The sequence below is a fragment of the Candidatus Paceibacterota bacterium genome (genome assembly GCA_028714275.1).
In the GTDB taxonomy this organism is placed as follows: domain Bacteria; phylum Patescibacteriota; class Minisyncoccia; order Phycocordibacterales; family CAINVO01; genus CAINVO01.
Map to the genome: position 1 here is coordinate 12,772 of JAQTMP010000003.1, position 15,706 is coordinate 28,477.

Annotated in this window: 18 protein-coding genes and 2 tRNA genes; 15 read left to right on the top strand and 5 right to left on the bottom strand. The window is 43.3% G+C overall.

The window, feature by feature from the left end:
• Positions 1-23 precede the first annotated feature (23 nt).
• From PHF79_00680 to PHF79_00705, 6 genes are all read left to right on the top strand, one after another.
• A complete protein-coding gene (locus PHF79_00680; protein MDD5318325.1) occupies positions 24-413 on the top strand; it encodes a hypothetical protein in 390 nt (129 codons plus the stop codon).
• A gap of 34 nt (positions 414-447) precedes the next feature.
• On the top strand, positions 448-954 hold the full coding sequence (locus tag PHF79_00685; protein MDD5318326.1) for a type II secretion system protein: 507 nt from the start codon (positions 448-450) through the stop codon (positions 952-954).
• A gap of 164 nt (positions 955-1,118) precedes the next feature.
• On the top strand, positions 1,119-1,346 hold the full coding sequence (locus PHF79_00690) for a DUF378 domain-containing protein (protein ID MDD5318327.1): 228 nt from the start codon (positions 1,119-1,121) through the stop codon (positions 1,344-1,346).
• Positions 1,347-1,462: 116 nt separating this feature from the next.
• Positions 1,463-1,969, top strand: coding sequence for an RNA polymerase sigma factor (locus tag PHF79_00695; protein MDD5318328.1), 507 nt, complete (start codon positions 1,463-1,465; stop codon positions 1,967-1,969).
• A 4-nt stretch (positions 1,970-1,973) separates the two neighbouring features.
• A complete protein-coding gene (locus PHF79_00700; protein MDD5318329.1) occupies positions 1,974-2,834 on the top strand; it encodes a hypothetical protein in 861 nt (286 codons plus the stop codon).
• Between the two features lie 85 nt (positions 2,835-2,919).
• Positions 2,920-3,969 (top strand): fibronectin type III domain-containing protein, encoded by a 1,050-nt coding sequence (locus PHF79_00705; protein ID MDD5318330.1) that lies wholly within the window; start codon positions 2,920-2,922, stop codon positions 3,967-3,969.
• A 51-nt stretch (positions 3,970-4,020) separates the two neighbouring features.
• Here the strand turns inward: PHF79_00705 and PHF79_00710 are convergent, their stop codons facing one another.
• The 3 genes from PHF79_00710 to PHF79_00720 all read right to left on the bottom strand — a co-directional run bounded on the left by PHF79_00710 (position 4,021) and on the right by PHF79_00720 (position 6,431).
• Positions 4,021-4,344: a ribosome-binding factor A gene (locus PHF79_00710; GenBank protein MDD5318331.1), complete on the bottom strand. Its 324-nt coding sequence runs from the start codon at positions 4,342-4,344 to the stop codon at positions 4,021-4,023.
• 21 nt (positions 4,345-4,365) lie between these two features.
• Positions 4,366-5,868, bottom strand: a complete 1,503-nt coding sequence (infB, locus tag PHF79_00715; protein MDD5318332.1) for a translation initiation factor IF-2 — start codon at positions 5,866-5,868, stop codon at positions 4,366-4,368.
• Positions 5,869-5,951: 83 nt separating this feature from the next.
• Complete coding sequence (locus PHF79_00720) at positions 5,952-6,431, bottom strand: DUF4446 family protein (GenBank protein MDD5318333.1); 480 nt, start codon at positions 6,429-6,431, stop codon at positions 5,952-5,954.
• 149 nt (positions 6,432-6,580) lie between these two features.
• On the opposite strand from PHF79_00720, the gene PHF79_00725 reads away from it, so the two are divergent.
• The 4 genes from PHF79_00725 (at position 6,581) to PHF79_00740 (ending at position 11,930) form a co-directional block, all read left to right on the top strand.
• Positions 6,581-7,012 carry a hypothetical protein gene (locus PHF79_00725; protein MDD5318334.1) on the top strand — a complete coding sequence of 144 codons (432 nt, stop codon included), beginning with the start codon at positions 6,581-6,583 and terminating at the stop codon, positions 7,010-7,012.
• Between the two features lie 820 nt (positions 7,013-7,832).
• Positions 7,833-9,068 (top strand): cysteine desulfurase family protein, encoded by a 1,236-nt coding sequence (locus PHF79_00730; GenBank protein MDD5318335.1) that lies wholly within the window; start codon positions 7,833-7,835, stop codon positions 9,066-9,068.
• A gap of 20 nt (positions 9,069-9,088) precedes the next feature.
• Entirely contained in the window at positions 9,089-11,827 is a 2,739-nt protein-coding gene (locus PHF79_00735) for an AAA family ATPase (protein MDD5318336.1), read from the top strand.
• A gap of 19 nt (positions 11,828-11,846) precedes the next feature.
• Positions 11,847-11,930: transfer RNA gene (locus PHF79_00740), tRNA-Tyr, on the top strand.
• Between the two features lie 81 nt (positions 11,931-12,011).
• Here PHF79_00740 and PHF79_00745 read toward each other — a convergent pair.
• On the bottom strand, positions 12,012-12,353 hold the full coding sequence (locus tag PHF79_00745; protein MDD5318337.1) for a hypothetical protein: 342 nt from the start codon (positions 12,351-12,353) through the stop codon (positions 12,012-12,014).
• 148 nt (positions 12,354-12,501) lie between these two features.
• On the opposite strand from PHF79_00745, the gene rpmG reads away from it, so the two are divergent.
• From rpmG to PHF79_00770, 5 genes are all read left to right on the top strand, one after another.
• On the top strand, positions 12,502-12,657 hold the full coding sequence (gene rpmG / locus PHF79_00750) for a 50S ribosomal protein L33 (protein MDD5318338.1): 156 nt from the start codon (positions 12,502-12,504) through the stop codon (positions 12,655-12,657).
• A gap of 17 nt (positions 12,658-12,674) precedes the next feature.
• A complete protein-coding gene (locus tag PHF79_00755) occupies positions 12,675-13,292 on the top strand; it encodes a class I SAM-dependent methyltransferase (protein MDD5318339.1) in 618 nt (205 codons plus the stop codon).
• A gap of 49 nt (positions 13,293-13,341) precedes the next feature.
• Positions 13,342-13,413 (top strand) — tRNA-Trp (locus tag PHF79_00760).
• A 44-nt stretch (positions 13,414-13,457) separates the two neighbouring features.
• Positions 13,458-14,144: a M15 family metallopeptidase gene (locus PHF79_00765; GenBank protein MDD5318340.1), complete on the top strand. Its 687-nt coding sequence runs from the start codon at positions 13,458-13,460 to the stop codon at positions 14,142-14,144.
• 1 nt (position 14,145) lies between these two features.
• Entirely contained in the window at positions 14,146-14,739 is a 594-nt protein-coding gene (locus PHF79_00770; protein ID MDD5318341.1) for a hypothetical protein, read from the top strand.
• Positions 14,740-14,742: 3 nt separating this feature from the next.
• Here PHF79_00770 and miaA read toward each other — a convergent pair whose 3' ends face one another.
• Positions 14,743-15,678: a tRNA (adenosine(37)-N6)-dimethylallyltransferase MiaA gene (gene miaA / locus PHF79_00775; GenBank protein ID MDD5318342.1), complete on the bottom strand. Its 936-nt coding sequence runs from the start codon at positions 15,676-15,678 to the stop codon at positions 14,743-14,745.
• Between the last annotated feature and the right edge of the window lie 28 nt (positions 15,679-15,706).

A 15,706-nucleotide genomic window follows, 5' to 3' on the forward strand; every position in this document is an offset into this window, starting at 1 on the left:
TGTAAGCATGATAGGGTAGCAGGATGAAAAATAATTCTGGTTTTGCGGCCTTGATTGCCGTGAGCATAATAGGGACATTAATGCTCGAGTATGCTGTCATGGCTTCGCTCAATATTTACCAGGCCAGAAAAATTCAACTCGATGAAATTCAAAAATTGCAAAATAAGGCAGCAGCCTTCAGCTGCCTATCCGTTGCTCTACTTTGGTTGGCGGAGGATCATTTTATTGAAAATTGGCCGGAATGTGTTGTTTCAAAAGTCTATCTTGGCGGTTCACAAAATGAATGGAAGTTAGTGACTACAGAAAAAAGCCCTAAAGAGAGCCGTTTTTCTTCATTTATCCAGGCTGAGGTTTTTGTTGAAAGATTTTCACTGAGGGTTTCTGGAGTTCAGGAAATCTTTAATTTACCTTGAGCGAAATCTGCCGCTAGCAGTCTACACTGATGGCATGAAAAAAATATTCAAAAAAATCCAGGGTCAAAAAATTTGTCCTACAAGTAAGTACGGTTTTACTCTAATCGAAATTTTGGTCGTTATCGGCATCATTGCTATTTTGGCTACGGTAGTCTTGATAGCTATCAACCCCTCGCGTCAGTTCAAGCTGGCTAGAGATTCACAGCGTACTGCCAACGTAGTGAGCATTCTAAATGCTCTGGGTCAAAACATCTCTGAAAATAGAGGAGTCTTTACCTGCAACGGTGTCGCCTTTGCTTTTCCTTCTTTGCCTACTGTTATAAAAAGCGGTACTGGCAGCAGTAGTGAAGCTGATGTAGCTCCCTGCTTAGTGCCGATTTACTTGGCTTCATTACCTTTTGACCCTAGCGCAGCAGGGGCATACTACACAAGCACTAGTAGTTACAATACAGGGTATAGCTTGTCCCAAGATTCTGGAGGCAGGCTGACAGTCAGCGCTATTGCTGAGATAGGCAGTACAACAATCTCGGTTTCTCGCTAAGCTATGCAGGTGTGAATATCTCGGTACTTATTATAGGTGTATGGTGCTATAATTAGAGCGTAAAAAAAGGTCGAATGTTTTTTGTCACCAGTTCTTTTTCGGTAGGCTTAATATTTCTGCTTTAGTTCCTTATTACTTAACCTATATAAAATAATCCTAAAATTATGAAAGCAACACACATGATCGCTTTTATCCTCTTGGCGATCGGAGGGCTCAATTGGCTACTAGTCGGTCTTTTTGGTTGGGACATCGGTCAGATTTTTGGTGGTCAAGCAGCAGCCATTTCTCGCATTATTTATGTCCTTGTTGGTTTGTCAGCCCTTTTTGAAATTTTCACTCACAAGAGAAACTGCAAAAATTGCTCAGTCTCAAACCCAGTGCAGTCAATGTAATAAGCCTTGGATTTACAGTTTGTTAAACAAATACCCCTTAAATGCTTGGCAAATAAGGGGTATTTGTTTTAGAGTTATAAGGGTGTAAATAAACAGGGACCTCAACGTCACAGCCTATGGAAAGGAAGATTTCTGAACAACAATTTTTGGCGGCATACGACTCCTATATGGAGGCTATTTTTAGGTTCTGTTACTTTAAAACTCATGATAAGGAGCTTTCTCAGGATCTGATGCAGCAAACCTTCCTCAAGACCTGGGCCTACCTAAAGGATGGCCATGAGGTGGAAAATCTTAAAGCTTTTATCTATAAAATAGCGGGAAATCTGGTGATCGACTGGTATCGAAAGAAAAAAGAGCAGTCGCTTGAGGATTTGGCTGAGCAGGGCTTTGATCCAGTAGATGAAAACATGGAGACCCAAAGATACGCTGAGGCCGAATGGGCTATGAAATCCTTGGACAAGCTTGAGCCAGAGGACAAGGATCTCATCATCTGGCGCTATGTTGAGAGTTATACCCCGAAAGAGATTGCTGACATGCTGGAACAAAAAGTCAATACAATTTCGGTCAGGATCCATCGGGCGGTCGAGCGTTTAAAGAAGATTTTGCACGAGCAAGAATTTTAAAAATATGTTTAATTTTAAATTTAACAACTCCATAAAACTTTTAAAAAAGATAAACCTCACCTCTAGTGAGAAGCGTGCTTTGCGTTCCTCCTTTATTGCCAGTGCCGGTATGTCCCCAGATGTTGGTCGTACGCAGGCCAATCTTCCAATCAAAAGTCCTTTTTCACAGTGGCAGATTTTCTTGATGTCAAAACGTGCTCAGGTGGTATTTGCTTCGCTTGCAGTGGTATTGCTGGTAGGAGGCAGCACCGTTTTTGCGGCCAACAGAGCTCTCCCTGGAGACATCCTCTATCCAGTCAAGACGGGTGTCAATGAAAAGGTGGCTCGTTTTATTCATTCGGTTTCTCCTGCCTCAGAAGCAACTTTTGAGCTAGGGCTTGTAAATGAGCGTCTTCAGGAAGCAGAGCAGCTCAACCAAAAAAATGCCCTCAATCCAGAAAATAAGGTTGAAATCAAGAAGGAGGTAATCGACCAGACTGTTCGAGCGGTTCAGGCGAGCGTAAAGCTAGATCAGACTATTCAAACAAATCTCAACCAAAATGTTGGCAATAATATGCAAGGAAATAAAGGGCAGGATGAGAAAAATAATTTAAAAATAAATACGGACAATAGCCTAAATGTCACAGCGCCATTGGATATTTTCAGCAAGACAAGAGGCACCACCACTTTAGCTACGACAACTCAGGGGAGCACGACTGAGACTGTGAATATAAGGGATCAATTCAATAATAACTTTCAAAATAGAAACAATAGCGAGACTCAAAATCAGCAAAATAGGTCTGAAGACAGGCATAATTCGTTAGAAAAAGTCCTCGAAAAACATCAGGACATCATCAAGCAGCTTGATTTGGGGCCAAAAAATTAAAGAGTAAGAGTAGGTGAAGCCATACGTTACATAGGGCAGAGGGTCGAACTTATTAAGTAATATGCCTTCTAAATATATAAATTATATGAAAAACAAAAAAATTGGATTTAAGAAAATTATGCCCCTAGCTCTAGCCTTTAGTCTTGCCTTTGTGGCAGTCAGCCCTGTAGTCGCAAGTGCTGATGAGGGGTTGAGGTTGGGAGCAGGTGTCAAGGCCAATGTAAACGCAGGTATACATGTGGGCCTCTCTGGTCGTGATCAAGAGATAAACCAAGCTAGAAATGACAATGACAATGACGGAGAAGGTGTAGCGGTGGGTGCTACTACTTCAGCTGCTGCTACAGTTTCCGCCTCGTCTTCGGCTGGTGACAATCGAGGGGGAGGGCATTTGCCAAAGGGTCTTGAAAAGAAGATTGATTTCGTTAATCAAAACGGCACAACCACTGCCCCCAAGGGTTGGCTGGGAATTTTCCAGAGATGGTTTGGGGTATTTCTAAAGTCAGGAACCACCTCTACAACCACTGCTAGCACGACAGTGGATCTAGTAGCTCCATTGATTCGAGATGTGCATGTAGTCTCGGGTACAAGTACAGCAAGCATCCAGTGGAATACAAATGAATCTGCTTCGGGTGAGCTTAGATATTCTACAAGTAGTGATGTGACCGCAAGCAGCTCGTCAGTCATCCAAAGTTCATTGACTCTAGGTCATACGGTAGATCTCGCTGGTCTATCTCCTGATACCAAATATTACTTTGTGATAGTAGCTACGGATGCAAGTGGCAATGTTAAGGACTCAAATTTATTGAGTTTCCGAACTAAAGTGTCTGCTACCTCCGGTGATGTAACAGCTCCACGTATCTTGTTTAGCACGGTCTTTGGGGTTAAGGCTACTTCGGCTCAGTTGATCTGGATTACCAACGAACCTTCAAATAGTCAGGTTTGGTTGAGTACCTCATCGACGGTTTCCACAAGCGGAACATCGACAGCTGGATCAGTTGATCTCTCATACTTCCACGATGTTTCCCTCAGCGGTCTGGCTACAAGCACGCAGTACTTCTATGCCTTCACAAGTACAGACGCATCAGGAAATGTCTCTACGGTAGGCAATGGCTCATTTACAACATCAAGTAACTAGTCAAATATAAAATATAATAACCCTCGGCGACGAACCGAGGGTTATTATATTTTATATTTGGTTACTTATTTTATCAATAAGCTGTCTATTTTTTTCGCCACCGTCTATGGAAAAGTCAAAAAAGGGGACGCGCCCGAGTTTACTTTTGCTTTTGACATAGTGCTTAAATTCACTTCGCTTGCGTTTTACAAAGCCGAGAGCCGCCTTCTCATTTTTTTCAGGAAAAACTGTAAATAGAATGAGAGCATTTTTTTCATCATCCGAAAGAGAGACATCGGTGACCGTGAGGAGGGCTTGGCCGTTTGATTGCTCGGCCAAAAAAGCGGAAGCCAGATGCTTGATTTGTTCGGTTATTTTTTGCGAGCGGAAAGCCATATATTTTTGGTCTTAAATTATTTATTTTGAAACAGTATGAAAAGGCTCAACTTTGTCTCCGGGGGCAAGCTCAATTTTTGATTCGATCATGGCGCCAAATTCTGTGCCAGCCAAGACCTCACTGGTTTTGGCCTTGGCCTGTTGAATTTCGCGAACACTGCCGCGCCCAATCTCAACGTCGCGCCGTAGGATGCGGACGGTATCGCCCACAGTTAGGACACCCTCCTCTACGCGACCACCAATCACCTGACGATCCTTTGCTCGGCTAAAGAATTTCAAAATTTTGACTCGGCCTTTTTGTTCCTCGACTTCCATTTTTGGTGTACGCTCAAGGGCTATTTGAGCCAGCCACTCAGTCAGTTTGTAGATAATATCAAAAACCTGGATTTGGACGCCAAGACGTTCGGCTAGGGCTTTAGCCGAGCCATCCACTTTGGTGGCAAATCCTATCACCAACGTTCCTTCTTTGCCCGAAGCGATCTTAATATCATTTTCAGAAATATCTCCAATGCCGCTGTAGAGAACCTTAAAGGCTATACGGTCATTTTTTATTTTATTGATTTCAAAATCAATAGCCTCGATCACACCCGAGGTGCTGGCTTTGATGATGATAGGCAGAATATAAACGTTTGGACTTTCTTGAATTTTATTTTGGTTGATTTGATTGTGGGCAGGCTCACTAGCGGTCTTTGCGACAAACTTTTCAGCTTCTTTTTTTGAGTCAAAAGTATGGAAAGGGGAGCCGACTTTGGGCATTTCACTAAAGCCAATTACTCGAACGGGTGAAGAAAAAGTAGCCGAATCAATAGGACGGCCAGCAAAGTCTTCAAGCATTCGCACAGGTGAGATTGCATTTCCAGCTACCACCACGTCGCCCCTTTTTAAAGTACCATTTTTTATAATCATACTGGCGGAAATCCCGCTTCTGTCCCGATTGGTTTCAATTACTATTCCTTCAGCTGGCTTTTCAACGTCACCCTGAAGCTCAGACATTTCCGCAGTGAGTAAAATCAGATCCAGCAGCTCAGACACGCCAGTGCCCACCTTGGCTGAAATAGGCACACACGAAATAGTCCCGCCATAGCCTTCCACAAAAACATTGTGCTCAGCTAGGCTGAGCTTGGTGCGCTCTATATCCGCTCCAGCCTTATCGATTTTATTTATGGCTACTATATAAGGAAGCTTAGCTTCGGTGATAGACTTCAAGGCATCGAGAGTTTGAGGCTTGACACCGTCTTCTGCTGACACCACCAGCACAGCAAGATCGGCTACGTTGGCTCCACGACTGCGAAGTTGAGAAAAAGATTCATGACCAGGGGTGTCGAGGAAAGTGATTTTTTTTGAAGCGTGTATTACCTCATAGGCTGACATGTTCTGGGTGATGCCGCCGACTTCTTTGTCTGCCACATTTGACTTACGGATATAATCGAGCAATGTTGATTTGCCATGGTCAATATGTCCCATGATGGCCACTGTAGGTGGACGCTCGGTCGTATTTGATTGTGGTTTTTTAGTGTTGGGCATGGAATGGAGATAAAAAGTAAAGCGGGGACTAAAGAGTAGGAGGAAAAAATAAAAAGTGTAAAAATTTTCCGAGGGTTTCCAGACTACTTTTTCAGAGCTTCCTTGGCTAGGGTGATGCTTTCACTTTCTTCACCACTCAGCTCATAGGTCGAAGTCGCTTTTGTCAGCGGCTTGGCAAAGACAGACACACGGTCATTGGAGTAAAGACTAGAGATCACCACCCCATTGCCTTTTTCATCTAGCAGGGTAGTGGCAAAGCTTTGATTGCCACCAGTGCCCATCCCTTTGAAAGGATTGAAGCGGACAGTCTGGACTGCTTGAATGCTTTTATTGAGACGACGCTCTACGGTGTGGAGATAGTCTTCAGTCTCTTGCTGAAAGGTGTCTAGAGTCGCGATGGATTTTTTCAAAAAAGCCACTGTCTCAGGAATGTCTTTGGTGTGCTCTCCGGCGAGCAGGCGTCTGATCCGAAGCTCAAGGCGAATGGCCCAGGCCAAAAGCAAAACAATCAAAAAGGCTGCTACACCCGCTAAAATATAGTCAATTTCATAAGAACTCAGCATTTCAAGAGTATACAATAAAAATGGGTAATTGCAAAAAAATTGTAACCGCAACTGGGAGAATGTTCAAAATGAGCTTATTGACAATCGCAGTATATAACACTAGTCTACCTGTAGAAAAAAATAATTACCAAGGGAGGATTAAGTGAATATTGAAGACTCAGTTTTGCAAACCTTTGTTGAAGGGATTTGGTATTTCAGGTGGCCCTGTTGGGAAACGGGCCCCCGATTGGTACTATCTCTTCAGGTCAAAAATCATTAGCCTTAGAATTATTGAAGATGGTGGGCTGCATGTTTTTGGACAGGATTTACCCTTGAATCGTTTTCAGGCAGGATCTTGGACAAGTCATCCGACTCAAATACACGAGGGGCAAATTTTCAAATCACTTTCAGTAAGGAAAAAAGAGGAAGAAGTGATTTTGCCAAATTTTACCGTGATCTCACCGACTATTATTAGGATTGAGTTGGATAATGTTGCAGATGCTGTCATATATGCAAATGAAAATGAGCAACCTGACGACTTACACTGCTTTGCCAATTTTCCTGAAGGATACGAAAGAATGGCAGGTCTCGGAGGCTTTTAACAAGGTCACAAGGCAGGCAAAAAATCAAAAACACCCGAATTCTCTGGAAAGAGTCTGGGTGTTTTCATTTAGAATTTTTTTATAGTCGCATTGACTCCGCATGTGGGACGACATTCGAGTCTCTTTGATAGAGAGAGGTATATGATAGTACATAAATATGGATAAAAATTCTATCTACATTGATGGTAATAACCAGAAAGTGGATTGGGCAAGCATAGAGAGTATAAGTATAGGTAAATAAAAGAAACCCGAACCACACAGACATAGTATGATTCGGGGTTTTGGGTGCGCCTACACCCATTTTCTAGACTTGAAACGCTCGTGTGCCAAGTTCCTTGGTTACCCCATGTCAGCGCTACTGTTAGGGCATTCAGATTTTTATACAAGATAGGTTTTTGAGTTATCTCAGCCTGTGATAAAACAAGTCTAGTGTTTTTTCAGTATAATACGCCTTATTATTTAAGGAAACTAAGCGAGGAGCAGCCTCACTTCATTATCCAGACGAGCTGGGTGCTCGTTGCAGCTGTGAATTTCAACACCCGTTATATGCTGCACCTAGCTAACAGCTTTTAGGGAAGCACAATGTTGTGTGCTTACTGCAGTAGTTCAATTGGCAAGAGACTATTTTTCTTGGAGCTAGAGACAGCTCCTAGCCAACTGGTCGTCTATCGTGTCGACTACGAGACAGATACAAAAGTCTAAATAAAGTATACATCAAAAAAACAAAAAACCCACCCTCAGCGTGACAGGTGGGTTTCATGGGTTGGTTGGTTTCGAGCATTGATTTTTTCTGAAAAAACTATATACTCATATTAAATAAATGTCAATATTAAGCCATATCTTTAAAAAACAGTCCAAAAGAGTGTATTTAGACTATGCGTCTACCACGCCGCTTGACCCGCGGGTCATAAAGGCCATGAAAGTCTCAGGCCTTTTCGCCAATCCGTCTTCTCTTTATGAAGAAGCAGTGGCAGTCTCTAAAAAAATAGCTGAGGCCCGGACAGATATTGCTAGGGCGCTTGGTGGGCACGCTGATGAAATAGTCTTTACTAGTGGCGGGACGGAGAGTAATAATCTCGCCCTTAGGGGTGTGGTTGAAGCATCCTTTGAAAAAGAGCCTTTCAGAAAAAATCAAAAAATTCCGCACATTGTTACTTCTGTGATTGAGCACAGCTCTATCCTCGAGACGTGTAGAGATCTTGAAAAAAGTGGACAGGCTGAGGTGACCTATGTACCCGCTGGTGCCGATGGGCGAGTAGATCCATCCGAAATTAAAAAATCCATCCGACCAGAAACAATCCTCATCTCAATAATGTATGTCAACAACGAAATCGGCACAATCCAACCAATCAAAGAAATTGCCAAGATCGTGCGTGAAGAAAGAAAAAAACGTGGAGAAGAATCCACAACCACACTCTATTTCCACACTGATGCTTGCCAGGCTGCTCTCTACTGTCCACTGGGCGTGCCACAGCTCGGGGTGGATATGTTGACGCTTGATGCCTCAAAAACTTATGGCCCAAAAGGCAGCGGCCTGCTTTTTGTGCGACGAGGGGTGGAGATCAAACCAATCATCACCGGCGGCGGCCAAGAGCGGGGCCTGCGATCGGGTACAGAAAATCTGGCGGGGATTATTGGCCTAGCCACAGCCCTGAAAATTGCCGACGCCGAAAAGGAAAAAGAAATCCTACGGGTATGGAAACTTCGCGACTACCTTTTGAAAAAAATCCTAGAAATAAAACCAAAAGTCCGGTCGAATATCTCAAATGACCACAATACCGAAATCGCTCCCAATTTTATCAATGTTTGTTTTCCTGGATCTGACGCTGAATACCTAGTCCTGCAGCTGGATGTGAAAGGTTTTTGCGTCTCATCTGTATCAAGCTGTAGGACGGTGTCAGAAGATTCGTCTTCGTACGTTATAGAAGCCGTTAGGAGAAGCGATCCCACGGCCGTCGATTGCAGTAAAAGTTCTCTCCGCATCACCCTAGGACGCTACACAAAAAAGCCAGACATAGAAGCCTTTCTGAAAGCGATTGCCCAAATCATTTATTAAGCTATAATAAGCCCAAATATATGCCTCCATTCAACCATTTTACAACCAAAGCCAAGGAAGCCATCCGCAAAGCCCACGAGCTTGCCATTGAGCGCGGCCAAAACCATGTCAATCCTCTTCATTTGCTCATTGCTCTCCTGATACAAGAGGAGAGTATGGTCATATCTATTTTGGATAAGCTGGAAGTAGATACAATTCTTTTGACGGACTCTGTGCTAGAGCAGCTCGAAGCGCCAGAGGCTTCCGCTACCATCGCACCTTCATATCAGCTCTATCTCACCCCAGAGCTCGCGCAGATTATTGAAAATTCTTCACGAGTCGCGGCTGACCTCAAGGATGAGTTTGTTTCGACGGAGCATCTTTTCATTTCGTTCTTTGACGTGGCTTCGAGCGCGCGTGAAATTTTGGCTAAATTTAAAATTGAAAAGCAATCAGTCATGAATGCCCTAGAGGTATTGAAAGAAAGCAAGGCAGGAGAGACAACTACTCCTAAAAAGCTGAAAGCCATAGCTAAATATACTCGTAACCTCACCAATCTTGCCCGTGAAAATAAGCTCGATCCTGTCATTGGACGAGATACTGAAATCGGTCGGGTTATTCAGATCCTTTCTCGGCGCACCAAAAATAATCCTATCCTGATTGGTGAAGCCGGCGTGGGTAAAACGGCTATCACTGAGGGCCTAGCCAATCGGATCGCTATGGGTGACGTACCAGAATCTCTCAAAGACAAGGAGCTAGTTTCTCTCGATCTTGGGATTTTGGTGGCTGGCACAAAATATCGCGGAGAATTTGAAGAGCGCTTGAAGAATATTTTAAAAGAAATTGAAAAGTCAGATGGAAAAATTATTCTTTTTATAGATGAAATTCATACCATTGTCGGAGCAGGGGCTTCAGAAGGGTCCCTCGACGCTTCCAACATGCTCAAACCGGCGCTTTCTCGAGGAGAGCTTCGGGCGATAGGGGCAACTACCTTGCGGGAATATCAAAAACACATTGAAAAAGATCCAGCCCTCACTCGCCGTTTTCAGCCGGTCTATGTCAACGAGCCATCACTCGAGGATGCCGTAGCTATTCTTCGTGGCTTAAAGGAAAAATATGAGCTCTATCACGGCGTGCGCATTACAGACGACGCTATCGTGTCCGCCGTCAATCTCTCCAGCCGCTATATCACTGACCGTTTCTTGCCTGATAAAGCGGTAGATCTGATCGATGAAGCGGCTTCTTCCCTCAAGATTTCCTTGGAAAATAAGCCGCCGGTCCTTGAGGATGCTCACCGGAGGATCATGCGCCTTGAGATTGAGCGCGAAGCTTTAAAAAAGGAAGCAGAAATCAAGGGCGGTGAAAAAAGTGAGTCCGCCAAAAATGCCAAAGCTCGCATCAAGGATATTGAAAAAGACATCGCTGATCTGCGCGAAAAAACTTCCGAAATAGAACTTAAGTGGACCAATGAAAAGGAAATCCTGAGTGCCATCAAGAGTATTAAAAAACAGCTTGAGACTTTTCGTCAGGAAGCCGAAAGAGCCGAGGCCAGAGCAGATTTGTCTAAAGCTGCTGAAATACGGTATTCAAAAATTCCTAGCCTGGAAAAAGATCTTGAGACCAAGAGCAAGCGTTTGAAAAAACTACAAAGCTTCCGTCGTATTTTAAAAGAAGAAATTGTGGAAAATGATATTGCGGAAGTGGTGGCTCGTTGGACTGGCGTGCCAGTCACTCGCATGCTCGAAGAAGAGGCCGAGAAGCTCAATCGGATGGAAAATGAGCTTCGCAAGGCCGTGGTTGGTCAGGATGAAGCGGTCAAAAAAATCGCCGACACCGTCAAGCGCTCTCGGGCAGGTATTTCAGACCCCAACCGTCCGATCGGTTCATTTATTTTCCTTGGTCCGACTGGCGTGGGCAAGACTGAGCTGACCAAAGCCCTAGCGCAATTTATGTTTGATGATGAAAAGGCGCTTATTCGGGTAGATATGTCTGAGTACATGGAAAAACATTCCGTTTCCAAGATTATTGGCGCTCCCGCTGGATATGTTGGCTATGATGAGGGCGGGCAGCTGACTGAGCAGGTCCGTCATCGTCCATACTCCGTTATTCTCTTTGATGAGATTGAAAAGGCTCATCCTGAGATTTTCAACGTGCTTTTGCAGGTGCTCGACAACGGCCGTTTGACTGATGCCAAGGGCCGCATGGTCAACTTTAAAAATACTATTATCATCATGACTTCCAACATTGGCGCACAGTTTATCGATCGCATGCAGAAGATTGGTTTTAGTATGACGACGGATGGCGAGGCGGCCAACGACAAAGAAAACTATGATGGCGTTAAAACCAAAGTGATGGACGCACTCAAGGATCACTTCCGCCCAGAATTTTTAAATCGTCTCGATGAGATTGTCCTTTTTGATGTGCTCAAGCCTGAAGCGATTCGCAAGATTGTGGAAATCGAAGTCGGCAAAGTCATCAAGCGTTTGCTGGAAAAAGAAATTGCGCTCAATGTTTCAGATGCTGTTTTGAATTATCTCGCCAAGGAAGGCTACAATCCTCAGTATGGTGCCCGTCCGCTCAAGCGCCTGATCCAAAATAAAATTCTCAATCCAGTGGCTTCGCTGATTATTTCCTCAGGGATCAATAAAGGGGGGACAGTGACGGTAGATATTGATGCTAAAAAAATAGGCGAGTTTTCTTTTGAGGTGAAAAAGGGGAAGCGCACTGCCCCAGTAAAAAGTTTGAAAAAAAGTGGTTTCTTGGAAAAAACTAAAGCCTAGGGTATACTAATCCGCACATGCGTAGGTGGCGGAGTGGTCAATCGCAACAGACTGTAAATCTGTCGCCCTATGGGCTTCGGGGGTTCAAATCCCTCCCTACGCACACAAAACAGATACTAGAAAAACGCAATAGAAAACACCCAGCTCGGGCTGGGTGTTTTGGTTACTAAGTTTTGATGGGGGGCTATTTCCACCAGCCACCTTCGTCTTCATCCTTTTTGAGGGATTTGACGAGGGCCTCGACGCGCCGCTTGAGTTCGTCGAGAGCGATCTGCGATTTGGTGGCAAATTCCTCCAGCTCAGCGTCGTGGCTGATGAGAGAACTGGCATGGACCTGCTCCTTGATGGCCAACCACTCCAGATCGGTGATACCGATGCCGATGAGAGCTTCACCAGTTTCCAAAGCCTGGCGCTTGGTCACTAGCCAACCAGTCTTGGTGCCGTCGCTTGAGACAATCCTGGCCATGAGGCCTTGTACCCCCCCCTCAACTTCAAAATAACCGGAACGGACGATTAGATTACTCATAAGTTTTCCTCAATTTTTCTGGGTATAAAATAATATAGATTGATGATGTTGTCAAGCCTGAAGAGAGGAATAAACGGAGACGGGAAGATATTTTGTTTGACTTCAGCTGGTCAATATAGTATCCTTGGGAAACACTAAATATAAACATATGTCACAAGACAATCTCATCATTTTAAAAAACAAGGAGACAGGCGAGGCGTATTATACTCGCAAAAACAAGCGCAAAGTACCTCGAAAAATTGAGCTCAAAAAGTTCAGTAAAAAACTCCGCAAGCACGTCATTTTCAAGGAGGCTAAAAAGTAGTTTCTAAAATAAATCCTTTGATTTTCTCGGATAAAGAACGCCAAGCGCCTCTCGCCCTAAAAGATACCGAGCCAAGTCACTTGGCTCGGTATCTTTTTGCAAGTAGTTTTTTGACTAAAAATGACAGTGTTTTGGATGCCCCGTGTGGAAGTGGGTACGGATCAAAACAATTGGCCAGTAAGGCTGGAAAAGTTAGAGGTGTAGATATTTTTCAAGGCGCCATCAATCACGCAAAAGAATTTTTTTCTGATCCCAAGATTTCCTTTATAGTTGGCGATGTTGAAAAACTAAATGAAATCGTTGAAGCTAAAAGCCTCGATGTTGTAGTTAGTTTTGAGGGCATTGAACATCTCCACGATCAAGTTAAATTTTTAAGCGCAGTGAAGGAAAGTTTGAAGACCAACGGCATTTTTATTGTCTCAACTCCAAGGAAACCCCACGGGAGTCCTTACCATACGGTTGAATTTTCACAGCAAGAATTTATTGATATCTTGTCCAAAAAATTTGTTATAGAAAAAATGTTCGGACAGATTTTTACAGATATTTTTGATATGAATGAAAGAAAAGAAGATCCACACAGTCACAAAAGATTCAATTTTATTGCCATTTGTAGGCCAAAAGAGGAAGGAAAATAAGAATCAGACCATTTTATTAAAGCCAAAAATGTGTATAATAGCAGTCATTGGGCCTGTAGTTTCAATGGTAAAACATCGCACTCCAAACGCGAGGTTCCCCGTTCGAGTCGGGGCGGGCCCGCCTGCCGTAATCTAAGAGGATTGAGATTTTGATATACTAAAGCAATGTTCAACCAAATCTCAAAAATCCTTCCTCGCTCTGAATGGAATAAGGTCACTATTGAAGAAAATAATGAAGAACTTATTGAGGTAATTGAGTCAAAGAAACTAAAAATAATTGAACTTGAAAAAAGCTACCAACCAGTATATTTTGTAAGGATGGTCGTTGCTGAGAAATTATACAAGGCAGCAGAGTTGTTACCAGAAAATATTAATCTAGCCTTCATAGAAGGATACAGAAGCCTCAAAAATCAAAAAGATCTTTGGGATGCCGAATTTGAGAACTTAAGGGAACTCAATCCTGATTGGAGTAATGAGAAAATAGAACAACAAGTGCGACTTGTGGTTGCTAGACCACACCCGCTCGCTAATCATCATTGTGGTGGGGCGGTTGATGTAACCCTAATTCACTCAGATGGAACATTTCTAGATATGGGAAGTCCATATCCTGATAAAGGGTATAATATCGAAATCCAAAAGAAATATCCTATGTTTGGTATAGATCTTTCTAAAGAACAAGCTAATAATCGGACATTACTTCGTAGTGCAATGAGCGACGCAGGTTTTGTCTATTATCCAGGTGAATGGTGGCATTATTGTTATGGTGATCGTATGTGGGCAGTCTATACTGATCAAGAGAGCTGTTTTTATGGTCCGGTTGATATGGAAGGGGGACAGGATGTCAAAGTTTAATATGAAATCCAAACTCAAACTCAAAACCATTTTTCTTCTTCCAGGATTTATGATGCAGGCAAAAGATAAACCTTTTTCTTGGCTTGTTAAATATTTAGAAGCAAAGGGAATGAGGGTAGTCAAAGTTCCTATCAATTGGAAAAATAGAGTCTTATCTCAAAACGCCATAGAATTTATCGATTTTTATAGTAAACAGAAGTCAGAAGAAAATTATGTCTTGGGATTTTCCTACGGAGCAGTGATCACTATTCTCACCGCAAATATTTTAAAACCCAAAAAGATATTTCTCTGCTCGCTTAGTCCGGACTTTAGCGAGGATCGGGAATGGATGAAAACAATAGAAGTAAAAAAATACATTGGGACAAGAAGATTTGCCGATACTTTGACCCGAAGCGGAAGAAAAATTGCTCAGAAACTGATGATTCCTTCAGTCGTATTTTATGGCGAAGCCGAAGGGAAAGAATTCCCTCAGCTGGTAAAGAGATGCAAGGAAACAGTGCGGCTGGCTAAAAATTCAAAGCTAATAGTGGTTGAAGAGGCGCCTCACGACATTAATTTTCCTGCTTATCGAGAGGCTATTAAAAAGGTAATTTAAAATCTAAAGTCCTTTTATTTTATTATACTCAAGCTTGTTATCTTTCAGCCACTTTATCCTCGTATCCCGCTGAAACCATTTCATTTGACGCTTGGCATACTGGCGAATAGCGACCTCTAAATCATGAAGCATTTCAGTCTTTTGGATTTTCTTTTGTAGAAAAAGGGCCAGGTAGCGATATTCGAGGCCGAGACTTTCCATAGCTTTCCAGGAAAGACCATCCCTATGGAGTTGTCTGGCTTCTGTAACCATTCCTTGCTGCATACGTTTGATGAGGCGGTCGTGTATGCGTGCGTGTAGGGTTTTGTCTGTAGGCTTGATACCTATCTGGACGGCTCTATAGCGAGGGCTATTTTTAATTTTTGGAACCTTGCCAAGGGCTTGAGCAATCTCAATTGCTCGGATCAGACGGACTCTGTTTTGGGGATCAATATTTTTGGCACGCGCTGGGTCCTGTTTTTTTAAGAGAGCGAAAAGCTGGGGGGCGGTTTTGGTTGAAAGTTTGCTTCTCAGTTTTTTATCAGCCTTAACATCAGGCAGGACTACTCCGTCAACAATGGATTGGATATAAAAGCCAGTGCCGCCACAGAGAACAGGAAGCTTGCCACGACTGAGAATGTCAGTGATTTTTTCTTCGGCCATTTTTCTAAAGCGGTCCACCGTAAACTGTCTATCGTGTTGCCCACTAATAGTCCGCGGACTGGCCACGTCTAGCAGATGGTGAGGGATGCCACCCATTTCCTTTTTTGTAATCTTGCCTGTACCAATATCCAGACCCTTGTAGACCTGACGTGAGTCTGCAGAAATAATTTCCGCGCCTTGAGGGGTTTTTAAGGCAATTTTCACCGCTAAGTCACTTTTACCCGAGGCTGTGGGGCCGAGGATGACGAGGATGGTGGGGAGGTGAGCAGAGTTTTGTTTCTTTTGTATTTTTTTCATATCAATCTTTTACGAAATTAATAAGTTT